At 44.5% G+C, this 22,880-nt stretch carries 19 protein-coding genes; 6 read left to right on the top strand and 13 right to left on the bottom strand.

Going from position 1 to position 22,880, the window contains the following annotated elements; all coding sequences use genetic code 11:
* Positions 1 to 202: 202 nt before the first annotated feature.
* Positions 203 to 1,573, top strand: coding sequence for a prephenate-dependent tRNA uridine(34) hydroxylase TrhP (gene trhP, locus ACHUFW_RS17550; protein ID WP_394204827.1), 1,371 nt, complete (start codon positions 203 to 205; stop codon positions 1,571 to 1,573).
* Positions 1,574 to 1,665: 92 nt separating this feature from the next.
* Here trhP and ACHUFW_RS17545 read toward each other — a convergent pair whose 3' ends face one another.
* From ACHUFW_RS17545 to ACHUFW_RS17530, 4 genes are all read right to left on the bottom strand, one after another.
* Complete coding sequence (locus tag ACHUFW_RS17545; protein ID WP_394204825.1) at positions 1,666 to 2,901, bottom strand: carbohydrate porin; 1,236 nt, start codon at positions 2,899 to 2,901, stop codon at positions 1,666 to 1,668.
* Positions 2,902 to 2,911: 10 nt separating this feature from the next.
* Positions 2,912 to 3,586, bottom strand: a complete 675-nt coding sequence (locus ACHUFW_RS17540) for a DUF3299 domain-containing protein (RefSeq protein ID WP_394204824.1) — start codon at positions 3,584 to 3,586, stop codon at positions 2,912 to 2,914.
* 59 nt (positions 3,587 to 3,645) lie between these two features.
* On the bottom strand, positions 3,646 to 5,025 hold the full coding sequence (locus ACHUFW_RS17535; protein WP_394204823.1) for a metal-dependent hydrolase family protein: 1,380 nt from the start codon (positions 5,023 to 5,025) through the stop codon (positions 3,646 to 3,648).
* A 201-nt stretch (positions 5,026 to 5,226) separates the two neighbouring features.
* The gene (locus ACHUFW_RS17530; RefSeq protein WP_394204821.1) at positions 5,227 to 6,285 is read right to left on the bottom strand and encodes a helix-turn-helix transcriptional regulator; all 1,059 of its coding nucleotides are present in this window, start codon (positions 6,283 to 6,285) and stop codon (positions 5,227 to 5,229) included.
* A 214-nt stretch (positions 6,286 to 6,499) separates the two neighbouring features.
* Between ACHUFW_RS17530 and ACHUFW_RS17525 the strand changes: the two genes are divergently transcribed.
* Entirely contained in the window at positions 6,500 to 6,757 is a 258-nt protein-coding gene (locus ACHUFW_RS17525; protein ID WP_394204819.1) for a YfhL family 4Fe-4S dicluster ferredoxin, read from the top strand.
* A gap of 126 nt (positions 6,758 to 6,883) precedes the next feature.
* Here ACHUFW_RS17525 and ACHUFW_RS17520 read toward each other — a convergent pair whose 3' ends face one another.
* Entirely contained in the window at positions 6,884 to 8,101 is a 1,218-nt protein-coding gene (locus ACHUFW_RS17520) for a DEAD/DEAH box helicase (protein WP_394204818.1), read from the bottom strand.
* 279 nt (positions 8,102 to 8,380) lie between these two features.
* On the opposite strand from ACHUFW_RS17520, the gene ACHUFW_RS17515 reads away from it, so the two are divergent.
* Positions 8,381 to 8,749: a PilZ domain-containing protein gene (locus ACHUFW_RS17515; protein ID WP_394204816.1), complete on the top strand. Its 369-nt coding sequence runs from the start codon at positions 8,381 to 8,383 to the stop codon at positions 8,747 to 8,749.
* A gap of 23 nt (positions 8,750 to 8,772) precedes the next feature.
* Here ACHUFW_RS17515 and radA read toward each other — a convergent pair whose 3' ends face one another.
* Positions 8,773 to 10,137 (bottom strand): DNA repair protein RadA, encoded by a 1,365-nt coding sequence (radA, locus tag ACHUFW_RS17510; RefSeq protein ID WP_394204815.1) that lies wholly within the window; start codon positions 10,135 to 10,137, stop codon positions 8,773 to 8,775.
* A gap of 225 nt (positions 10,138 to 10,362) precedes the next feature.
* Between radA and ACHUFW_RS17505 the strand changes: the two genes are divergently transcribed.
* Positions 10,363 to 12,780 carry a PilZ domain-containing protein gene (locus tag ACHUFW_RS17505; RefSeq protein ID WP_394204813.1) on the top strand — a complete coding sequence of 806 codons (2,418 nt, stop codon included), beginning with the start codon at positions 10,363 to 10,365 and terminating at the stop codon, positions 12,778 to 12,780.
* Positions 12,781 to 12,934: 154 nt separating this feature from the next.
* Positions 12,935 to 14,218, top strand: coding sequence for an alpha/beta hydrolase (locus ACHUFW_RS17500; RefSeq protein WP_394204811.1), 1,284 nt, complete (start codon positions 12,935 to 12,937; stop codon positions 14,216 to 14,218).
* Between the two features lie 37 nt (positions 14,219 to 14,255).
* On the opposite strand, the gene ACHUFW_RS17495 is transcribed toward ACHUFW_RS17500, so the two are convergent.
* Both ACHUFW_RS17495 and serB read right to left on the bottom strand, forming a co-directional pair.
* Positions 14,256 to 15,215 carry an alpha/beta fold hydrolase gene (locus tag ACHUFW_RS17495; protein WP_394204809.1) on the bottom strand — a complete coding sequence of 320 codons (960 nt, stop codon included), beginning with the start codon at positions 15,213 to 15,215 and terminating at the stop codon, positions 14,256 to 14,258.
* Between the two features lie 174 nt (positions 15,216 to 15,389).
* The gene (gene serB, locus ACHUFW_RS17490; RefSeq protein ID WP_394204808.1) at positions 15,390 to 16,370 is read right to left on the bottom strand and encodes a phosphoserine phosphatase SerB; all 981 of its coding nucleotides are present in this window, start codon (positions 16,368 to 16,370) and stop codon (positions 15,390 to 15,392) included.
* Between the two features lie 77 nt (positions 16,371 to 16,447).
* On the opposite strand from serB, the gene ACHUFW_RS17485 reads away from it, so the two are divergent.
* Entirely contained in the window at positions 16,448 to 17,083 is a 636-nt protein-coding gene (locus ACHUFW_RS17485) for a YtjB family periplasmic protein (protein ID WP_394204806.1), read from the top strand.
* 55 nt (positions 17,084 to 17,138) lie between these two features.
* Here ACHUFW_RS17485 and deoD read toward each other — a convergent pair whose 3' ends face one another.
* The 5 genes from deoD to ACHUFW_RS17460 all read right to left on the bottom strand — a co-directional run bounded on the left by deoD (position 17,139) and on the right by ACHUFW_RS17460 (position 22,701).
* A complete protein-coding gene (deoD, locus tag ACHUFW_RS17480; protein WP_028774539.1) occupies positions 17,139 to 17,849 on the bottom strand; it encodes a purine-nucleoside phosphorylase in 711 nt (236 codons plus the stop codon).
* Positions 17,850 to 17,940: 91 nt separating this feature from the next.
* Positions 17,941 to 19,155, bottom strand: a complete 1,215-nt coding sequence (locus ACHUFW_RS17475) for a phosphopentomutase (protein WP_394204804.1) — start codon at positions 19,153 to 19,155, stop codon at positions 17,941 to 17,943.
* 12 nt (positions 19,156 to 19,167) lie between these two features.
* The gene (deoA, locus tag ACHUFW_RS17470) at positions 19,168 to 20,499 is read right to left on the bottom strand and encodes a thymidine phosphorylase (protein ID WP_394204802.1); all 1,332 of its coding nucleotides are present in this window, start codon (positions 20,497 to 20,499) and stop codon (positions 19,168 to 19,170) included.
* A 140-nt stretch (positions 20,500 to 20,639) separates the two neighbouring features.
* Positions 20,640 to 21,419: a deoxyribose-phosphate aldolase gene (gene deoC, locus ACHUFW_RS17465; RefSeq protein WP_394204801.1), complete on the bottom strand. Its 780-nt coding sequence runs from the start codon at positions 21,417 to 21,419 to the stop codon at positions 20,640 to 20,642.
* 448 nt (positions 21,420 to 21,867) lie between these two features.
* Positions 21,868 to 22,701, bottom strand: a complete 834-nt coding sequence (locus tag ACHUFW_RS17460) for an outer membrane protein OmpK (RefSeq protein ID WP_394204799.1) — start codon at positions 22,699 to 22,701, stop codon at positions 21,868 to 21,870.
* Between the last annotated feature and the right edge of the window lie 179 nt (positions 22,702 to 22,880).

Genomic DNA, 22,880 nt, shown 5'->3' with positions numbered 1-22,880 from the left:
AAAAAAATAGGCCATTTTATTTACCACTTGAGCCGTGGCGTACGGCCCTGTGATTGTTTGATACTGCTTACAAGTTCAGCAGCCTCTAGCATGCAGCCGTCAAATCGATTAAATAAACATCATCAGATTTGCATAACAGCCTCTGCATTGAGTAAAATGCCCGCCCCCGAGTTAACCTCGTTTTCGTTAATTGAGAGATGTTATGTTTAAACCTGAGCTGCTTTCGCCTGCTGGCACCCTTAAAAATATGCGCTATGCCTTTGCCTACGGCGCAGATGCAGTCTATGCAGGCCAACCAAGATACAGTCTACGAGTCCGTAATAACGACTTTAAGATGGAAAATCTTGCCACAGGGATTAAAGAAGCACATAGCTTAGGTAAAAAGCTATATGTGGTAAGTAACATCGCTCCACATAACGCCAAGTTGAAAACCTACATCAAAGACATGGAGCCTGTTGTTAACATGCAGCCTGATGCGCTGATCATGTCAGATCCAGGCCTAATCATGATGGTTCGTGAAGCTTTCCCCGATCAGGACGTCCACCTATCAGTTCAGGCCAATGCCATCAACTGGGCTTCAGTGAAATTTTGGGAGTCACAGGGTATTAAGCGCGTGATCCTTTCACGGGAATTATCATTGGATGAAATCGAGGAAATCCGTCAACGTTGCCCAGATATTGAACTTGAAGTCTTTGTCCATGGTGCTTTGTGTATGGCTTATTCTGGTCGCTGCTTATTATCAGGCTATATCAACAAACGCGATCCAAACCAAGGTACCTGCACAAATGCTTGCCGATGGAAGTACGATGTACATGAAGCCAAAGAAACCGACACTGGTGACGTGATTGCGGTCAATCCTGATGTTCAAATTGAAACCCCAACATTGGGTGCAGGTGAGCCATCTAGCGATATCGTTTTGCTGCAAGAAGCTGGGCGTCCCGGTGAATATATGCCTGCGTTTGAAGATGAACACGGCACCTACATCATGAACTCTAAAGATTTACGTGCCATTCAGCATGTTGAGCGCTTAACCAAAATGGGCGTAGACTCGCTGAAAATCGAAGGTAGAACTAAATCTTTCTACTATGTTGCTCGTACAGCACAACTGTACCGCCAAGCCATTGAAGATGCTGCGGCTGGACGCGAGTTTAATCCAGCACTCATGTACCAGCTTGAAGGACTTGCACACCGTGGCTATACCGAAGGCTTCTTACGTCGTCACGTCCATGATGAATATCAAAACTACGACTATGGCTACTCCATTAGTGACACACAACAGTTTGTTGGTGAGTTTACCGGTAAACGTAATGATGCTGGCATGGCTGAAATCGATGTGAAAAACAAATTCTCAGTGGGTGACAGTGTTGAACTAATGACGCCCCAAGGCAACATCAATTTGACCATCGAGCAGCTGATGAACCGTAAAGGTGAATCTGTTGAAGCAGGGTTGGGCTCAGGGCATTTTGTGTATTTACCTGTACCACAAGATGTTGACGTTGATAAAGCCGTGTTAATGCGAAATTTGGTTGATGGGCAAAATACCCGTAATCCCCACAATCCAAATGCCAAATAAAACGTGTACAAATTCATTAAAAAAGCCCCGTTAAGGGGCTTTTTTATTCATAACACAATCGGCCCAAATGACAGTATGAGTTACAGAGTAAACTACAGTACAAACCGCATTCTCAAGCCTAGCACCCAAGTGTCTTTTTCGGTTGAAATGGCTGGGTTATCGATATATTGAATATTTGGCGTTAACTGAATAAACTCACCCAGGTGCATGTTGTAATACAGCTCAGAGGTAAATTGGTTTTTATCTGTCACACCATACGCCTGCGCCAAGTTATCATTCACTTCACTGAAATTGATCGCAAAACCTAAACTGTTTTTAGCGGCTAACAAGCCAAAATAACCCACACCTAGCGTCAATGATTTCTCATACAGTGCCACATCACCTTCAGAAATACCGCCGCGAACAAATGGCATCAATTGCTGAGTAACAAAATAGCTGGCTGAAAAATTCACCCCACGCCCACTTTCAGTGCCCGTTAGATTATGTTGGGTTCCACCATCTAAATGCCAAAACGTGACATGGACATTATCGGTATAAATCTGCTCTTGGGATGCGGTCCAGCCCAACTCAAATGTGGTAAACAGTTTGTGGTCATTAAATAAGGTTTCAAAACCATCGGCTGGCTTATCAGAGCGGCCTTTACCATCGGCAACACCAAGTACCGTATAAAAATTATCTGACAGCATATGGCCAACAGCCAATCCGAGGATGCCATCGTCAGGCAGACCAATCGCCCCTGCGCCAGTGCTGAATGCTAAATTGGTAAACCCAGTCCAAGGACTTGCCAATGCGTAAGTATCGACATAATCGGTTGTATCTAGATAACCCACCATCATTGACGTTTTACCGCCATTGAATTTCTGTTTCCAGTATAGGTTTGTTAAGCGGCTACCTTGATCGCTATAGGCAGGACCTATCATGCCGATATACCCAAGTCCCGGCTCAATAAAGCTAAAGGATTTGGGATCAACATCGGTATATTTATGTCGATGCTCTATTTTCCAAACCAGTCCGCCAGTATTGCCATCATCCAACCCCACTAAATTCCACGCTCCATAAAAGCGCATTACACCTGCTGCGGCGCTGTCATCACCCCCGTCTGTCGCTGAGGAGGCTGACAACCCCAGTGCTTGGTAATCAAGCCCAAGCGTGAGGTGATGTTCACTGGCCAAAGCCTCCCGCCAACTTTGCTTTTCTCGGGTATTGTCTTTAATGGTATTATCGACTGTATCTGGACTACCAAAATTTATCTCTGCAACGGCCTGACCACTACACATTGCCATCGCTACAACTAACGCCCATGACTTACAACCCTCGCTAAACTTCATCCGTGACTCCTTAATGCTGGTGCGAATGAGCAACAGGTGCAGCCGCTCGCTCACTGTCATCAGCGTAATAATGCTCAATCTGTTGTGCTTTCAGTGCATACCCCATCGTCACTGGCACTTTTCCGTCCACCAGCTGGACATTTTCGGTGGCAAGTTGAGGCTCTATGACACCTTCAACCCAGACAGGATATTGCACATTTTGCACCTCAAAGCCTTCTGGGTAGCTTAACTTAATTACTTGGTTCGCCGGTGGTGGCGGCATATGAATACATGCGCCGGCATAGGGCATAAGTAGAAACTCGGTCGCTTTTACGCCACTAAATTTGGTCGGTACCACAAAACCTGATAAACGCACCTTAGTGCCATCAACTTGGTGATTAAGCGCCTCAGCTTTTCGCTGCTCCAGTTGCATATATTGCTCTCTGGCTAGCAATGCTTGCTCAACGTCAATCCCTTGTGTGGCCAACTCCGCAGCTATCTGCTCACGCTTGATTTTCGCAGCTTCCTCCTGCTTTGAAGACAATAAAATAACATGAGCAAGCATGCGCTTTTGCTGTTCGTTAACTTCAGGTAACTCAACCTGCTCTTGAGTTACTTGAGGTGCCAAAGCCTGCCACTCTATTGTCTCTGGCTCAGCATAGCTTAACGCTGAAAATAAACTCAACATCCACACTAATCGTTTCATAATCCACCTAATAAAAAGGCAATCTAGCCAGATTGCCTTTGGGCTATAAACAAGTTCACTTAAAGGGTATTTTTGTAAATCACGCCATCTTTCATAATGATTTTCATGGTTTCAATACCGTCACGTTTAGGCGCATCAAACCATTTCTCATTAGCCCCAATCACAGTTAAATCTTCAAGTGGATTACCATCTACCAGCAATAGATCGGCATAGGCACCTTCTTCAACAACACCAAGTTTGGCTTCAAAATAGGGGTCCAGTACGTCACCGGTCAGTTTAACAATCTCTCCATTTACCGATGTCATCGAAATCAAGGTATAGTGGGCACCAAAAAACTTACCACTGAGGTAGATAGAATGGTCGCTTTGCTGCTCACAGGCAGCGACTCCACCTACGCAATCAACTTGAAAACCCAATTTAGGCTGGTATTTATTGACGTTTTCAATGTAATTAGCAAAAGCCGCTTGCGCTGTTTTGGCTTTTCTTGCTGATGCTGGATTAGAATTAATGGCCTCAATTTCACCTAAATACGGCGAAAACGCTGTCATATTGGTGGTCATGTAAGCATCGTTTTTCTTCATCGCCTTATACACATCTTTATCAAACATAAAGGCATGCTCTAAGGTTTTTACTCCGCCTTCTAAATTACGCAGTAGCGATACTTTACTGTAGGCATGGGACATAGCATATGAGCCATAGGCATCAGCTACCTCTACAGCGGCTTGTATCTCCTCAAGGGAGTAGGCATTAAGCTGCCACGGATCAAATGAGGATGCGACGCCGCCACTGGACATCAACTTAATCTGGGTTGCCCCTTGCATGTAGTTTTGGCGTGCACAAGCTTTAATATCGCCAATACTATCAGCGGTACAACTTATGCCTAAACGTCCACCGGCTGAGCCGCGAGGATAGAGTGTCTCATTGGGTGTGGTAAAGTTGCGAAAATCAGCGTGGGATCCTGTCGGGCCAATGAATGCACCAGAGGGGTAAATACGCGGCCCAATCAACTCGCCGCTATCAATAGTTTTCTTAAGGCCCGCTCCCATGCCTCCTGCATCACGCCAAGTGGTAAACCCTGACATTAATGCCGATTTAGCACGCGCAGCCGAACGTACAGCTAACTCTTCCCAATTACGATTATTTTCAATGTCAGGTAAAGATGAACCGTTCATTTGTAGATGACCGTGACCTTCAATCAAACCAGGCATCAGGGTCATACCTTTGCCATCAATCACTGTTGCACCATCAGCGTTAATCGCTTCTTTTGAGACCTTAGCGATTTTATTGTCAACGACTAATACATGATGGTCTTTCATTAACTCATCGTCTTTACCATCAAAGACATTAACATTGGTAAATAAGATCGAGCCAGCTTGAGCTGAGAAGGCCATTGCACAAGATAACGCCACAGCGCTGAGTTTTATCGAACAGTTTTTCATGATTGCACCTTTTAATTCCATGCTTGACGACAAACGCCTAGCTACATATTCCATGGGGCTAATAAGCTTTATAAAACAGGTACTTCACCAGTATAGCTTAACAACTTTTTGTTAACCCCTATTAACTTAGAAGGAATATTCCCATGGTTCAAGGTGCAAAAATAGCCATTTGACGACAACCAACATCAAAGCTGGTATAAATTATGAACACAAGCTACGGCGGTATTGACTAGGAGTCATCCCCATCTGACGCTTAAACGAACGCGTAAAATGGGCGGCATCCGAATAACCCATTTTGGTTGCAATAGTAGTGATTTGAATAGAGCGGCAATGCAGCAGTTCAAGGCTATGCTCAAGTACCATGGCTTCAATGAGGTCACTATAAACCGTGCCCTCTTTCGCCAATCGACGCTGCAAAGTTCTGATTTGAATATTGAGGATCTGCGCTGCAATACTTATAGGTAACTTACCACTAGAGGTATAAGGTTTAAGCGCAAGCTTTAATGAGTCTACAAAACAACTTTGTACTTGCATCGTTGTTTGCTGCGGTTCATCAATGCGCAATAAACGTTCAAAAGGCACAGGTAAATTGATTGAGGCCTGCATAAGCTCATCGGGAATAAGCAAGGCTGTAACCGGCCGCTGGGCATAAAACTGAGCGTGTTGTAAGCCTGGCAATTGATTAAATTCATCCACAGAGCTTGCTTGTACACCTATCTCTCTAGGCTGCCACTTCCCTGCAGTTAGCGCGACGAGTAATTGCGACAAAAACACCACAGAAAACAGTTCTGCATAATGAAACCAATCTTGCCCCTGGCCTTGTTTTTCTCGAACAAGCCACCACTTGCCACCAGCAAACTGAACCGATACCTTGGCGCCAGTAGAATGTGAAATCAATAAAGCAGCAAATTCCTCAAGGGCGGCTTTTAACGAGTGTTGCTGGGATAGCTTACTAATAAAGCGCGGAATATACAGTTGCTTACAAGCACTGGTTATCAAAATAGAGAACTCAGCCAAACTGGTTTTTTCACCTAAGATGCAGATGAGATTTTTAATCGTCACCTCTGGCAAGTATTGATAGTCATGCTCTATTCGCAACAAATCATTTGGGATTTGTGCACGCCGTAACAATGCGAGTAATTCCTTATCGACAGACTCAAACAATCCAGCGAAAAAAATAACATCTTCACGCTTTACCAATTCAATCTTGTCATTGCCCACCATGCCTTCCTCAATAAATGCATTAAAACCGCTAGTCACTAACCGACCATGACGTTAACCCGTTATCAATAAGCCATGCCTGCTTATCTATCTATGATTTTTGCAGCGCGACACCGTTTTGCAACGCGACACCGTGTTGCACCCGCTGCATTATGGTATAATTAACGACTAAGATTGCCCCAGTGTAATATTGGCCTCGCCGTAAAGACACTGGTTGGTAATAGATTTATTTTTACGAAGGCAAATGTGAGTCATGGCATTACTAATCGACGATAGCTGTATTAACTGTGATATGTGTGAACCTGAATGTCCAAATCAGGCGATTACCATGGGAGAAGAGATCTATGAAATCGAACCTGCACTGTGTACAGAATGTGTCGGTCACTACGATAAACCCACCTGTGTCTCTGTTTGTCCTATCGACTGCATCGACCCCGATCCTAACCACAAAGAATCAGATGATGAGCTATTAGTAAAATACCATTTAATTACTGGTAAGCCCGTCCAATAGCCCATCAATACACGTCGATGTTGAAATCAATGCAGCATCGACAATACGCCCCCTAGCAAATTTATCTGAGTTACTTTATTCCAATAGCTTTATTCCAGTGACTTTATCCCAGTTACTTTATCCGTTCTACTTTCTCCGGCCACGACCCGCACGTCTTTTAGCTCGTTGTTTTTGAGCGGTACGGCTGTTTTTACCGCTAATAACCGGTGCCTTGGTTAGATCAGGCTCAAAGCCTTGTTCCCACTGTTGAGGTAAACGCTTGTCTAATAGCGCTTCAACTTCCTCCAGCAATAGCTGATCGCTTTCGCTATAAAAAGTGACCGCCAAACCAGATTTGCCCGCGCGACCTGTTCGCCCAATACGGTGTATGTAGTCAGCACTCTTGAATGGAAACTGATAGTTGACCACTATTTGCAAATCAGCGATATCAATACCGCGTGCAGCGACATCGGTGGCCACCAATACGGTTAACTGGTTAGATTTAAAATCGGCAAGGGTTTGTTCCCTGACTGACTGAGACAAATCCCCGTGCAACGCAGCAGCCTGATAACCTTCAACAACAAGTGATTTTACTAATTGATCAACTTCTACTTTCTTGCGGCAAAATACCAACACTCGCGACCAATTAAGTTTATTAATCAAATGTCTTAGCAAGGCTGGCTTTTTGTCATCATCAACCGCATACACTTGCTGATTAATCTCGGTTGCGACGATTTGCTGCTTAGACTCAACCCGCTTGGGCGAAGTCATCAACTTGGCAGCAAAACCACTCACTTTAGCAGCTAAGGTGGCAGAGAACAGCATTGTTTGCTTATCTTTGGGCAAATACTTAACAATTGCCCGCAGCTCGTCCATAAACCCCATTTCAAACATACGGTCAGCTTCATCAAACACCAAAGTGGTCATGGCTGATAAATCAATCGCTCGCCGCTTAGTAAGATCTAATAACCGCCCAGGTGTCGCTATGACGACTTGAGGTTGGTTTTGCAAAGTCAGTTTCTGTTTATCTATACTGACACCGCCATAAACTAAGCAGCTTTGCCATCCCAAATGAGGGAGAAACCGCTCAAATTGCTCGGCAACTTGCACCGCAAGTTCGCGGGTTGGTACCAAAACCAATACTGACGTTTTATCACTTGATATAGCACCACTTAACAGGCGCTCAACAATAGGTAAAACAAACGCCAGTGTTTTACCGCTACCGGTTTGGGCTTTCGCCAACACATCACCACCTTCAATCGCAACAGGGATTGCTAGTGACTGAATTTCGGTCGGCTGGTCTAATTTGGCTTGATGTAAAAGAGATAACAGCTGAGAACTGAGTGATAACTCGGCAAAACTCATGATAAAAACCCTAAATAATATCTACCGCCAGTATATCAAAACTTTTTAGGCCAAAACTATTACCAAAACAATTACCAAAACAACTGATATCAAGACTATTGTTAGTAAAAAGGGGTAACACTAATCCATGAATGATAAAGCCCAATAGAATAAATTGTGCAGAGTTTCGCTAATTTGGCCGCAGCGCTTTGACTAATTCGCAAGAGTTTTTACACTTAAGTCAACTTAGCATATGCTTACTATCAATAGATGACATCTACAGACTCCGAAGGAGCAATTATGGATGAACGCCGCCAGTTTTCCCGAATACTATTTGATGCCAATGCCTATCTGCAGCAATCTGAGCAAACGTGGTCAACAACCATTATTGATCTCAGCCTAAATGGTGCACTAGTTCAAAAGCCTGACGCGTTTGATGCAAATGATGGCCCCATAAAGCTGGGCTTCACCCTACCGGGCTCCGATATTGAAGTGTCAATGGAAACGCGGTTAGTGCATAGTAAAGACCAGCAGCTAGGATTAAGGTGCTTGCACATAGATATTGATAGCATTAGTCATTTACGTCATATGTTGGCGTTAAATCTGGGTGATGCCTCACTGCTAAATCGAGAGCTTACATTATTTGTAGAGGCCCACGACCAGCAATAAGTGCGCGATGCCTAAGCTATCTTTTACAACGCTTCTAACGCTTGAGATAGCTTAGTAACACCAATGATTTCCATGCCTTGCGGTGGCTTCTTCGGCACGTTGGCTTTTGGCACAATGGCACGCTTAAAGCCGTGTTTAGCGGCCTCGGTAAGTCGCTCCTGACCATTAGGAACAGGTCTAATTTCTCCCGACAACCCAACCTCACCAAATACCACAAGATCCCGGGCTAAAATATCACCTCTAAAGCTCGACACCATGGCAAGCAGCAAAGTTAAGTCAGCACTGGTTTCTGTAACTTTAACGCCACCGACCACATTCACAAATACATCTTGGTCCGCCATCATTAGACCACCATGGCGATGCATTACCGCCAGCAATAGTGCCAAGCGATTGCCATCTAGCCCCACAGCAACACGCCGAGGATTAGCCATGGCCGAACTGTCGACCAACACTTGCAGTTCAACCAGTAAGGGTCTTGTGCCTTCCCAAATCACCATGACTAAAGAGCCTGATGCTTCTTCCTCTCCTCGGGATAAAAAGATGGCAGAGGGATTAGCCACCTCTTTAAGTCCGCGCTCAGTCATGGCAAACACGCCAAGTTCGTTGATTGCACCAAAACGATTCTTGTGGGAGCGTAAAGTTCGATAACGGCTATCACTATCACCTTCAAACATCACTGAACAATCAATGCAGTGCTCCAACACTTTAGGACCAGCCAAACTACCATCTTTGGTGACATGCCCAACCATCACTACTGCAATCCCATGTTGTTTAGCAAAGCGCGTTAAAAATGAAGCCGACTCTCTGACTTGGGATACACTGCCTGGAGAAGATTGCACGTCGCTCATGTGCATCACTTGAATCGAGTCCACCACCATTAGCTTAGGTTTTTCTTGCAGCGCTATTTCACAAATTTGCTCCACGCTGGTTTCAGAAAGCATGCGTAATTTACTGGTTGGCAAACCAAGACGATTTGCTCGCATCGCCACCTGCTGCAAAGACTCTTCCCCTGTCACATACAAGGCATTCATCGTCTCAGCCAATTGACACAATGTTTGCAGTAATAAGGTACTTTTGCCCGCTCCTGGGTGGCCGCCAATCAAAATAGCTGAACCAGGCACTATGCCGCCTCCGAGCACTCGGTCAAACTCTTTAAAACTACTAGGAATACGGGGTAATTCGTTTAAATCAATTTGATCTAATGTTTGTACCTGCTTATCGGTACTCCCTGCATAACCACTAAACTTCGCATTGCGTGCACTGGTGGCAGGGCCCAATCGCACCTCTGTAATGGTATTCCATTCTTGGCAAGCACTACACTGTCCTTGCCAACGAGGAAAGTCTTGCCCGCATTCATTACACACATACGCTGTTTTATTCTTTGCCATAAACTAAGTTTACTCACCAAACTAAATGATTTGATCAAGGCAGCCAAATGGACACTGACCAGACCTGTTGTGATATTTGCAAGCCAGCACTGATTTTGTCAGTAAAAAGATGTAAATTAATCTAGGCTAAGTAATATATACTCAACCACTATCAAGTTGCCTTGCATGCTGCCGACATAAGATTAACAGCCACTCACTTAATTAGCATCCAAAAAGAACCAATCAATGAGCTTAGAACAACATAGCGCCCTGATAGAACAACTCAAACCTCTGCTGATGGAGTCTGATTTTGATGAGTTGTTTGAGAGACTGACTGCCAGTGAGTCAAATTCAACGCGCTTTTTGTTAAAAATGGAGCTTAAACGCATTGCTGCGCCATGTACCCGTATCATTGATCTGCGTGACAAATCTGAGCAGCCCTGTTTTGAAGTCACCATGGGTAAACAAACTCATTTTCTTGATGAACCCGCCAAAGTGAAATTTGATGAAGCTGTGGCCCTTTATCAAAATAACTATACCTTAGGTGTGTATGAGCAAGTCATTGAGGCTCACAAGCAACGTCGAATAAAGTTACGTAACCTCAACCAAAGCAGTGATGCTGGCATTATCCCCTATGTTGCATCCGGTGTCGTTTTAGGAAGTTTCTTTAATCGCAGCGAAGAGCGGATGAACTACGCCATCCGCATCTCAGTGAGTCAGGAAGGTCGCCAAGAAGTCAACGGTGTCACTGCTGATCTGTCGGTTGGTGGCGCGCGAGTCCGTATTCCCGCATCCCATCAATTTGTGACCGATAAACCTGTACGAGTAAAACTGCTGGGGCTAAGCGATGAATACTATGACAAAGATCTTCAACAAGGTATTGATTATCAAATTGTCGATAGCGAAACGAAACAAGAACATTGCTGGTTTAGACTGAAGCGTTTAAGCGGTTCTGATGGCTTATCTAAAATGTTGTCAAACCTGATTCAAGGCTATAAATTTCGCTATAAAGTGGACATTAATGATGTCCTTACTGCAGCCATTGGTCTAGGATTTGAGCGCCATTATCTGCCTCACCTGCCCCATCTTCCGCTCTATGTAGAGCAACATGAATCAGGTTACCAGATCACCTATAAGTTGCTTAGTCGAGATAACCAAGCAATTCAGCAAGTTTTTCAGGATGAAAATGAAGTAAGCCAATTACCTGCGATGTTGACTTCAGGTAGGTTAACCAAGCTTATTGAGCAACCTGAGAATCCCGATCACAGCCTATTTTTTTGCTTTACCTTCCAAACCAAAGGCTGTATCTATTTCTATTCTGCAAGTTTAGCTGAGCTCAAACAACATAACTTGCTAGCATTATTTTTAGGCTTTGGTGCCAGTAAGTCCTGTTGGCGAGTATTTAAGGTTGCCCAACACAAGATTGATCACCAAAAATCCTATAAAGCCAGTATGTTACCTGGCGATGACAGCCGTTATTCATCACTAATTGAATCACAACTGCAACGTTTTACTCATGTGTTGCAGCTGATCGATATGACCAATGATGATCAGCAATCTAGTTACCAAAAATGGCTTGAGCATACTCATGATGCAGCCAATGCGCTTAAGCCATTTGGCCAACAAAAATGTATAACCAACTCAGTAAAACTGCTATCTCTGCAGTTTACAGAGCGGCGAAATGAAGCCCGCTTTTCCTTTAAAACCTACATTAAAGTTAGCCAAGGAAAAGTAATAGCTGAAGGCTTTACTCAAGATATCTCAAGTAAAGGATTGCAATTAACCTTAACCGAGGCGGCACAGTTCGATACCACAGCCCCTGTTATGCTGAGCTTTCCTAAATTACAAAGTTTGGCGGGAAAAACTAAATTGAGTCAATTGCCCTACCGCTTGATTCGCACTCGCCGCAACGGCGTAACCATGCATTTAGCAGCGATTATGGGTCATACTCCCCATGTTGGTGTCGAGTTCTTAAATAAACTGATTATTCAAAACAGAGACAAGTTAGAAAAGCTAACCGAAGCCAATAGCGACAAAAAAGAGCTGTCAGATGGATTAAAGAACTTATTGATGCGCAAGCTAAACTCTGTTCCCTACTACATTGAAAAAACTGCTAAGTCGATGCAGTTGACCACCCTAGGTCTCAGCCAAGAGCGTAACGAAATTAGTGATATTTTTGCCGCCACCGCCAAAGACACATTAGAGTACAACTTAGAGCCTTTATTGAGCCATAATCGCTTAAAAACCGACTTTGTTGAACCTATTCGTCAAATGAAACCCCAACATGGTTTAGATTATTTCGAAGTTTTTGTGCAGATATCTCGACAATCTCAAGGGCAAATAAAAGCCAAATGTTTGCAACCTCGCCTCATTGGTGACAGTGAGGCACAAATTCATTTCATTAAACAAAGCCAACACTTAGGTCGCTTCATGGCTATACGTGTTTATCGCGGTGCCACCGGTAAACCGGATCTCAATTACATCAAACGGGAGTTGGCTTATATCAATGTCCATGCTCAGCACAAAGCCAAAGAGTTGGAACGTCGACTTTGGCGGATTGTTGGTGTCGGTGAACTGCTAGATATTACTCAAGAAGTCCAATTACGTTACCCAAGTCTCATCCATTCAATGATGCTAACTAACCAAGTAGAGAAAACGGGCTAACCTAATACACCATAAATAACCTTTTAAATTTAATAGGTTATATTATTGTCACCGAAACTTCACCTTAGGCTCACTGCAATTTCCCTCAGCAAATATTTTCACAGAGACTCAAACTGATAAGGTAACGACAAGACTTTATCAGGGAAAGGTTTCCATGCAACTCACACTGTTCAAACTCATCATTATTGTACTGACGATACTCTCAAACCTACTACTTAACCCACTTGTGCAGGCCAATATTGCACCAAACAAGGCTGACACCAAAGACGGAACAATCCTTAATGCAGGAACGCTGTTTCATCATCAATCCAAGGTTTTTGCCAGTGAACGCCGTTTCATGGTGAGCCTTCCTGAACGATATGCACTGTACGAGCAACGCCAATACCCAGTGTTATATGTGGTCGATGCTGACTTTCAATTCCAACACGTAGCGGCAGTTAGTTACCATTTAGCTCGCATGGGCAAAATCCCACCGATGATCGTGGTCGGGATTGCTAATCAGGGTAATAGTGATTATTTATATAGCAGCACTTGGCCTGTTGAAGGAGAAGCGGATTTTGGTGGCGCCGCCCGATTTCACCAATACCTCGCCAATGAGCTTATCCCCTATATCAACAATCATTACCGGACTAGCGATGCACAAGCGCTAGCAGGATACTCCTTGGGGGGCCTATTTAGCTTATACGCGATGATGCAATCAAACACGCCTTTTAATGCATTCTTAGCTATGAGTCCAAGTATCTGGGTCGACAACTATGCGTTACACAATATGGTGGCTCCCCTACTTCAACAACAAAAGCTCACGGCACCGCTATTTGTTTCTGTAGCCAATGAACAAGGGATGGGCGTAGACAAACTTATCGAAACCTTAGAGCAGCATGCTGGCAACTTATCTTGGCAATACCAGCAATACCCAAACGAAAACCACTTTACCACCGCCCTGCCCGCCTTGTATGACGGTTTACAATTTCTGGCACCAAACTATGGATCTTTTAGTGATGCCAGCAATCTCACAACCTTAGGTGACTATACAGCGGTTATTGAACACTACCTGCAACAGAAGCAGCAATGGGCCGGTTTTGAAATCGATTGGTTGCAGGCTTATCAATTTGCTAAATACCTGTCTTGGTCAAAACAGTACGACCAAGCTCCACAAGCGCTGGCAAAAATAAACCAACATTTCCCCAACTCATATACAACGGTATGTATTGAGCTCGCTAAAGGCGCTATCATTCGCGAGCAATTGCCATTAGCTGAGCAGCTACTTGACGCTTGCCAGCAACAAGGTATGACACGACCCTTTTGGCATCATCAGCGTAGTAAGCTATATGACAAACAAGCTAACGCTGATAAAGCAAGCTACCACGCACAAATGGCGCAGCGCCTTGCTAAGCAATATCAACTGGCAAGTTGGGAAGTATGGGAGTTGGCTAAATAAACTGCTTAGCTTTGCGGGATATCTAAAGCCCGCAAAGCTAACGTGTTGATGTACTCTGGTGTTGATACCACTGCTTAATATCACCAAAGTGATCGGTTATCGCGTCTTTATGGGTGAGCATTTCTGCGTGACCATAATCGTGCTTATATCCCGCTTTTTTTGCCAGTAGCGTTTGCTTTACTTCGCCGAACTCACATTCAAGCACCATCCGATTCACATCTTCTGGGTGACCAAGCACATGATCTCCCTTTCCGGCAATAAACCATGCCGTTGGCCAAGCCTGACGTTTCGCTACCGCTTTGGCGGCCTTGGCATAGTCAAAACCATCGTCATAATCAATCCAGGAACCTCGTACCCATTCTATGCTTTGGCGCAGTGAAGCACGGGTCTCATTATCCATGCCTAAACGCCAACGGTCGGCCGCCAAAAAGCCATGATACCTGGCAATCATCGGAGCAATACGATTCCAGGTAATATTAACCATTAACCACTTTTTAAGGGATTTCACTTTAATGGTACGCTTAGTCCCCAAGGTTAACAGCGAGGCCACGCTGTCTTGCAAGAAATCAAACCTTGCGATGGCGCTAGTCATTAGTACGCCCCCCCATGAATGAGCACACCAATGTACTTGAGTTGGCGGTTGTTTTAACGGGCTATTTTCCAGCATTTGCTGGTGTTTGTTAAGAATAAAGTGCTGCACTAGCGGGAGCTGTTCTCTAATCACCTCACCTTGACCATGGCGCTCTCCCCCGGCAAGCTTAGGTGTGCTTAAACCACGGCCTAAGGTATCTAATACATAAACAATATGCCCTGCTTGAGCAAGATAACAGCCTAAGCCTTTGCCTGATTCACTATAAAAAACCCGACCATTAGACATAACCCCATGCAACATCAGTATGGGCGTTTTTTGATAGTCAGCATGCTCAGGCACCAGCTGACGGACATGTAAGGCGCCATTTTGGTACGGAAGATAATGAGAAATTTGAATAATTGACACAGCACTAAACAATTAAAAGTTTAGTGTTAAATTACTGACCCAGACTAATTAAAACAAGAGTAAATACTCAAATAATTAACATTCAAACAACAACAGATAAGGCTATTTGAGCTAATTCATTAGCTTAAATAGCCTTATCAAACGCAATTATAAACGCAACTATCAACGCGACAATTATTGACTCAATCTGAGTAAGAAAGGTAAAGCGCGCAGATCCAGTTTGTCGATTGCTAAGTTAGCCGCCGCTTTTAATTTGGGTTTAGCATGAAAAGCAAAACCACAATCGGCTTGCTTAATCATCGGGATATCATTGGCACCATCTCCAATAGCGAGGCGCTGACCTGCTGCTATCTGCCATTGCTGCGCACAACGCTTAACCGTATCGGCTTTAAACTGCGCATCAACAATTTCCCCAACGACTTCACCTGATAAGCAGCCATCTTTAATCACCAATTCGTTGGCATAAGCCGCATCGAGATTCAATAACTGCTTGAGGTGCCCCACAAACGGGGTAAAACCACCAGAAGCAAGCACTAATCGCCATTGGTATTGTTGCAAGGTCGCAACCATCTCTGTCAGCCCCGGCATTAAGGGCAATTGTTGGCACAAATCATCAATTATCTGGCTACTCGCACCTTGTAACTTTGCCACCCGCGAACGTAGGCTTTGTTCAAAATCAAGCTCCCCTTGCATCGCTTGCTCGGTAACTGCTGCAACCGCTTCACCCACACCTGCCATGCTGGCTAACTCATCGATACACTCAATCTCAATTGCCGTAGAATCCATGTCCATGACCAATAAGCCAGGCTTATCAAGCCAAGCTAAAGGCTGGGTGATAGGGTAATACTCCTGCCCCACAGTACTTACTATTACATCGATGAATTGCTCACTAAAACGGACATCACTGACAATTTCTACACACAGCAAATCGCTTTGGCGATTTACTGCTGCAATAGAAGCATGACTATTGGCCAATATTAATTGTGCAATACCGTGAAAATCACTTTCAGGGTCAAAAACGATACGACAACTATGGGAATATGCAGGCGGCTCGAACTCTTGATGGCGCACAAGCTGGCTACCATCGATAGCATACGCAGCTTCTGTACTGTGAAATATCCAGTCAAACAACGACTCAGAACTCGAACTTTCCATGGGCTATCAATCTCCGGCTATCGGGTTTGGTCATAATCAATTATGATTAAACAAACCCGTTTATTTTTAGGTACAAAGTGTTTTTTTTAACAGGCCTTAGAAAGACTCACAGAATAACCAGACTGGTGCAGATTGCCATAGCAGTTACTTTGATGGTCGGCCTTTTTCAATTATGGGAAACAAGCCTACTACAAGGGCAGCAGCTTCTAAAGTCCCAAACGGAAAAGATGGCGCGATTATTAGTACAACAAACGGCCTATGGCGCCACGCCGGCGCTACAACTACAAAACGATGAGCAACTTCAGTGGTTAACACAAGCGTTAGTTCAAGATCCTAAAGTGATGGCCGCCACCATATTTAGCGAACAAGGTCAGCGCCTTTCTTTCGCTCAAAGCATTACCAATGAAGAGTTGGAGCCTGACTCCCAAGCGCTAAGCGATCTTCTCGCAGCTTATCCCCCTTATGTCGAGGCCGTCAGCCAGGATGGCAAAAACCTTGGATTTATTGAAGTTAGGCTCGCACCAGAACTGTTTTTTAATGAAATCAAAGAAGCCCATCAAATCAATATGGAACAGCAGCAGATGATGCTGATTATTGCGGGGGTCATTGGGTTATTGCTGTCGAGATCACTGTCGTTTAAACGGGCTGATTTTGACCGACGCAAAACACGGGTAAAATTGAGAAAGCGTCCAAGCAAAGTAAAAACGTCTTAATCTTTGCCATAAAAAAACGGGCCAACTGGCCCGTTTTTAATTAACACAATCAAACTTATAAAGTGATTGCAGCGTCTAGTGTCATTTCAATCATTTCATTGAATGTGGTTTGACGCTCATCAGATGAAGTCTTCTCACCAGTACGGATATGATCTGAAACAGTCACTACGCATAATGCTTTTGCGCCAAACTCTTTCGCTACACCGTAAAGACCAGCAGCTTCCATTTCAACGCCTAAAACATCCATCTTTTCCATAACGTCAAACATTTCTGGATCAGGTGTATAAAATAGGTCTGCAGAGAATACGTTACCGACACGGTATTTAGTCCCTTTCGCATCAGCAGCTTTAACAACTGCACTTAGCAAGCTGTAGTCACAGATAGCTGCGAAATCTTGGCCTTTGAAACGTAAACGGTTAGTTTGCGAGTCAGTACATGCACCCATACCGATAATTACGTCGCGAACTTTAACGTCTGTGCTAATCGCACCACAAGTACCAACACGGATTAGGTTCTTCACGCCGTAGTCTTTGATTAACTCTGTCGCGTAGATAGAGCAAGAAGGAATGCCCATACCTGAGCCCATAACCGAAATACGAGTACCTTTGTAAGTACCAGTAAAACCTAGCATGTTACGAACGTCAGTCACTTGCTCAACATTTTCTAGGAATGTTTCAGCAATATATTTTGCACGTAATGGATCGCCTGGAAACAGAACGGTATCTGCAAACGCACCATCAACTGCATTAATATGTGGTGTAGCCATCGATTTAACCCCTTTTGGTAGACTTTTGTCTTTTTATAAATGGCGACCAACAGTCGGTCGCCAAAATGTAAACTGAATATTGACTATGGCACTAAATAAACGATTCGCCATATTCCATTGGCTCTAAGCCAAAATAACTTGCGATAGACTGACCCATATCGGCAAAGCTCTTACGGCGACCCAGTGAGCCAGCCTGTAGACCCGCACCAAGTGCTAACACAGGTACATGTTCACGAGTATGGTCTGTGCCCGGCCAAGTTGGATCGCAACCATGGTCTGCAGTTAGCAGCAATAAATCGTCTTCGCCAAGCAATGCCAACATCTCTGGCAAGCGCGCGTCAAAATACTCAAGCGCTTTGGCATAGCCAGAAATATCGCGACGATGACCATAATGCGAATCGAAGTCCACAAAATTGGTGAACACAATAGTTCTGTCGCCTGCTTGTTTTACTTGCTCAAGCGTTGCATCGAACAATGCTTCAAGCCCAGTCGCTTTAACCTTTTTGGTGATACCACAGTGGGCATAAATATCGGCAATTTTACCCACACTGACCACTTCACCACCGGCATCAGCGAGTTTATCAAGCACAGTTTTCGCAGGTGGCTCTACCGCATAATCTTTACGGTTGCCGGTTCGTGCAAAGTCACTGGCATCTGAACCTACAAAGGGACGTGCAATAACGCGGCCGATGTTATACGGCTCAAGCTCTTCACGGGCAATTTGACAAAGCTCATAAAGCTTCTCTAAGCCAAACGTCTCTTCATGGCAAGCAATTTGAAACACTGAATCAGCAGACGTGTAGAAGATAGGTAAACCACTGCTCATGTGCTCTTCGCCGAGCTGCTCTAAAATAGCTGTACCCGAGGCATGACAGTTACCCAAGAAGCCCGACAACCCAGCACGCGCGAGGATTTTGTCGGTTAATCCTTTTGGAAATGAGTTTTCTAAATCACTAAAGTAGCCCCAGTCATAAAGCACAGGTACGCCGGCCATTTCCCAATGTCCACTAGGGGTATCTTTACCTGAACTCAGCTCTTCAGCATGGCCGTACGCGCCAATGACTTCAACATCATCACCGAAGCCAACAGGGAAGCTACCGGTACTTTCCATTGCCGCATGACCTAAGCCTAACTTAGCTAAATTCGGTAACTTTAATGGCCCTTCACGACCTTCATTCGCCTTACCTTCAGCACACGCTTTAGCAATGTGCCCAAAGGTATCTGAACCCACATCGCCAAATTTTTCGGCATCTGACGCGGCACCTACGCCGAATGAGTCCATCATCATAATGATTGTACGTTTCATAACCTTACTCCATTAGAGATCTGATGCGCGAATATAGCGATAAATCTCAGGTGTTTGTTCTGGTTTCGCATCATCGATATGAATGGCGGCTTTTACTGCGCTAGCTGCCTCTTCGAATGCGTCTTCTGATTGCGCATGAATCATTGCAATCGGTTTATCTGGGGTAACTTCATCGCCTAAAGCGACCATCTGTGTCAGACCAACACTATAATCTAATGCATCACCGGGTTTGCGTCGTCCACCACCTAAGGTAACCACCGCAAGACCGAGCTCGCGAGTATCCATGGATGCGGCAAAGCCAGTGCGGTCTGCATAAACAGGACGAATAATAGATGATTTAGGCAAGAATTTATCGTAACTTTCAATAAAGTCAGCAGGTCCACCTAACCCAGCAATCATCTTGCCAAATATCTCTGCCGCTTTACCATTATCTAACACTTGGTTCAGTTTCGCGCGCGCTTGTGCTTCATTCGCCGCAATTCCACCCAATACTAACATTTCTGCACACAGTCCCATCGTCACCGCATAAAGACGTGGATTGCGATAGCGGCCAGTAAGGAAGTCAATCGCTTCTTTAACCTCAACTGCATTACCCGCGCAAGACGCTAAAACCTGATTCATGTCTGTTAACAATGCGGTGGTTTTTGTACCTGCACCATTAGCAACTGCAGTAATACTGCGCGCCAGCTCTTCCGATGCTTCATAGGTTGGCATAAACGCGCCACTACCCACTTTAACGTCCATAGCAAGGGCGTCTAAGCCAGCGGCTAGTTTTTTCGAGAGGATTGATGCGGTGATTAGTGAGATAGACTCAACCGTTGCGGTATTGTCACGAATAGAATAAAAACGTTTATCAGCGGGAACCAGATCGCCAGTTTGACCGATAATTGCCACACCAGCTTCTTTGACCACTTTCCTAAATAGCGCACTGTCGGGCTCTGTTTGATAACCTGGAATGGCATCGAACTTGTCTAATGTGCCGCCAGTATGTCCAAGTCCGCGACCGGAAATCATCGGCACGTACCCACCACAGGCTGCAGCCATGGGGCCTAACATCAAACTAATAACATCACCAACACCACCGGTACTGTGCTTGTCGATAATGGGTCCATCTAAGCCAAGACTCTGCCAATTCAGTACGGTACCGGAGTCTCGCATTGCTGTGGTTAATGCAATCCGTTCATCCATATTCATGTCGTTAAAATAAACCGCCATGCCAAATGCAGCGATCTGCCCCTCAGACACGCCACTGGTGGTGATACCGTTGACGAAAAAATCAATCTCTGCTTTAGATAACGCGTCACCGTTACGTTTTTTACGAATAATCTCTTGAGCTAGAAACATGCTACTGCCTCCGAATTTGTTGCTAACATCCAATATTAACGACAAATTTTTGGTCTAAAACGCCAAGACTTGTAATTCAATTACAATATCATACGCAAATCTTGGCGTACCCTGTTAGATTTAGATCACGCTTTACTAAATTAGTAACCCTGTGGCCCTTTAGGTGCATCACCTAACTCTAACGTGTGTAGCAAATTAACTAGCAGACTTGATGCGCCAAAACGGAAAGTGTTTGGTGTCGCCCAGTCTTCGCCTAACAAACGGCTAGCTACGCCTAAGAACTCAGCAGCTGCAGCGGCATCACGTACGCCACCTGCTGGCTTAAAGCCAACTTTAGGGTTCTTCTCGCTAATCACGGTCATCATGATTTCAGCGGCTTCTAGCGTTGCGTTCACCTCAACTTTACCGGTAGAGGTTTTAATAAAATCGGCACCTGCATCAATTGATAGCTCTGAAGCCTTTCTGATTAGAGCAGGATCAGCAAGCACGCCAGACTCAATAATCACTTTAAGCAATACATCATCACCACACGCTTCTTTACATGCTTTAACTAGTTCGAAACCGACGGTTTCATTACCTGCCATTAGGGCGCGATATGGGAATACCACATCCACTTCATCTGCACCGTATGCAACAGCGGCGCGGGTCTCTAATACCGCAATGGCAATATCATCATTACCGTGTGGGAAGTTAGTTACCGTAGCGATTTTAATCTCTTCACATCCCATCTCATTGAGGGTCTTACGTGCAATAGGGATAAAGCGAGGGTAGATACAAATAGCCGCAGTGTTGCCTGCAGGCGTCTTAGCTTTATGGCACAAATCGATGACCTTCTGATCAGTGTCGTCATCGTTTAATGTGGTTAAATCCATTAGCTCGATCGCTTTCTGTGCGGCTTGCTTGTAATTGATATCGTTCATAGTGCTCTCCGTAACGTAATTCAAAAATTAATCTATAAATTCACGTATGGCATATCTGGAGTTGGCATGGTTGTGATTATTGTTATGGCCGGGCCTTCAAGCTATGCCAAAAATATTGTCTAGCATTGTGTCCTAGCGTGACGACAAGCTGCCAAAACAATATTCTTAATTCAGGTATTCAATGAAATGTAGCGCATTCGCCAACATTTTCATCCTGACACTGGGTCACGACTTGAATCCATGAAGACCGGGAAGGAATGTCAGCACATTTAAGCTGTGCTCTTGCAACCTTTCCGCGAAAATTCCATTTTAGCGCGTATAAATTTTAACTCTTACTTAAACAGCATAATTCAATTTATCTCATGCTTAAGTAAAAATTAACAGCTTCTAAGTGTAAAGATTTTTAACTTAGAAGAGAGAGCCGCATCACTGCGGCTCTCAAGCACAATTAGAAGTTGTACTTAGCAGAGAAGATAGCTGCATTTTGGTAAGCAGGCGTACCTAGTTTGTTATCTGCATAACGGTATTGTAGACCTAGAGTGAACTTAGATGTCGCGTTCCACCATAGCGCTACTGCACCATTTAGACCAGTGCTGTCACCGTTAGTTTCAACCCAACCTGCATCACCTGGACCACCACAAGTGTCTGCTGCGCAGAAACCACGGTATTCATCAGCACGTGCAAATTCGATTTCATTCCAGTTAGTGATCATGAAGTCTTGACCACCAATCTTGAAGTTGTAGCCAAGTACCCAACCAGCCATACCGCCGTTGAAACCTGCGCCGATGAAGTTATTGTGTACGTAGTGAGCACCAACGAATGGCTTAACCCATAGACCGAAGTCAGTGTTGATGTCGTAGCTTACACCAAGAACGATGTTTTGCTCATAGAAGCCTGAAGAATCAGCGATGCTATATAGCTGACCGTAGTAGTTCCAGTTGCTTTCACCGATGTTTACAGCAACAGTACCTTTAGCAGCGATACGGAAAGCTTCAGCTGCATCTTCACCAGCGTCATAACCCCAATCGCCTTTAGTTGGGTTTTCGAAATCGATAAAACCGTATACATCACCCCAGTCGTAGCCTGCGCCACCTTCAACTTCTAGGTATACGAAGTCAGCTTTTTGGCCGCCTTCAGCAGTTGAACGGTCAACAGTACCTTCAGACCAGTCTAGGTAGTTTACCGATACGTTGGCAAAACCATAGTATTGCTCAGCTGCTGCTGGTGCAGACATTGCCGCTACAGTTGTTGCCGCTAGTGCTAACATTTTAAAGTTTTTCATCATCAACCCCATTGTTTATGGCTTCGCTGCTCTTTTCGAGTCAGCATTCTTTTTTTGTTGGCGCCGCATTTTACTCAAATTCAATGAAATCTCAATATAATTCGACTAAAAACACGAACACATTATTTTAACATTAGAACAAATATCTGATTTTTGGTGAAAATCCGACTTTCACCACA

The sequence above is a fragment of the Shewanella waksmanii genome, assembly GCF_043643685.1.
In the GTDB taxonomy this organism is placed as follows: Bacteria; Pseudomonadota; Gammaproteobacteria; order Enterobacterales; family Shewanellaceae; genus Shewanella; species Shewanella waksmanii_A.
The sequence above is the reverse complement of the archived record's forward strand: the minus strand, read 5'-3'. Positions and strand labels throughout refer to the sequence as shown.

What these genes read in the sequence shown, in the direction of transcription:
- ACHUFW_RS17475 (WP_394204804.1), bottom strand. Translation starts at nt 19,155, where the DNA reads ATGAAACGTACAATCATTATGATGATGGACTCATTCGGCGTAGGTGCC.
- trhP (WP_394204827.1), top strand. Translation starts at nt 203, where the DNA reads ATGTTTAAACCTGAGCTGCTTTCGCCTGCTGGCACCCTTAAAAATATG.
- ACHUFW_RS17545 (WP_394204825.1), bottom strand. Translation starts at nt 2,901, where the DNA reads ATGAAGTTTAGCGAGGGTTGTAAGTCATGGGCGTTAGTTGTAGCGATG.
- ACHUFW_RS17515 (WP_394204816.1), top strand. Translation starts at nt 8,381, where the DNA reads ATGGATGAACGCCGCCAGTTTTCCCGAATACTATTTGATGCCAATGCC.
- ACHUFW_RS17520 (WP_394204818.1), bottom strand. Translation starts at nt 8,101, where the DNA reads ATGAGTTTTGCCGAGTTATCACTCAGTTCTCAGCTGTTATCTCTTTTA.
- ACHUFW_RS17460 (WP_394204799.1), bottom strand. Translation starts at nt 22,701, where the DNA reads ATGAAAAACTTTAAAATGTTAGCACTAGCGGCAACAACTGTAGCGGCA.
- ACHUFW_RS17525 (WP_394204819.1), top strand. Translation starts at nt 6,500, where the DNA reads ATGGCATTACTAATCGACGATAGCTGTATTAACTGTGATATGTGTGAA.
- ACHUFW_RS17535 (WP_394204823.1), bottom strand. Translation starts at nt 5,025, where the DNA reads ATGAAAAACTGTTCGATAAAACTCAGCGCTGTGGCGTTATCTTGTGCA.
- ACHUFW_RS17540 (WP_394204824.1), bottom strand. Translation starts at nt 3,586, where the DNA reads ATGAAACGATTAGTGTGGATGTTGAGTTTATTTTCAGCGTTAAGCTAT.
- ACHUFW_RS17505 (WP_394204813.1), top strand. Translation starts at nt 10,363, where the DNA reads ATGAGCTTAGAACAACATAGCGCCCTGATAGAACAACTCAAACCTCTG.
- serB (WP_394204808.1), bottom strand. Translation starts at nt 16,370, where the DNA reads ATGGAAAGTTCGAGTTCTGAGTCGTTGTTTGACTGGATATTTCACAGT.
- deoD (WP_028774539.1), bottom strand. Translation starts at nt 17,849, where the DNA reads ATGGCTACACCACATATTAATGCAGTTGATGGTGCGTTTGCAGATACC.
- ACHUFW_RS17500 (WP_394204811.1), top strand. Translation starts at nt 12,935, where the DNA reads ATGCAACTCACACTGTTCAAACTCATCATTATTGTACTGACGATACTC.
- radA (WP_394204815.1), bottom strand. Translation starts at nt 10,137, where the DNA reads ATGGCAAAGAATAAAACAGCGTATGTGTGTAATGAATGCGGGCAAGAC.
- deoA (WP_394204802.1), bottom strand. Translation starts at nt 20,499, where the DNA reads ATGTTTCTAGCTCAAGAGATTATTCGTAAAAAACGTAACGGTGACGCG.
- deoC (WP_394204801.1), bottom strand. Translation starts at nt 21,419, where the DNA reads ATGAACGATATCAATTACAAGCAAGCCGCACAGAAAGCGATCGAGCTA.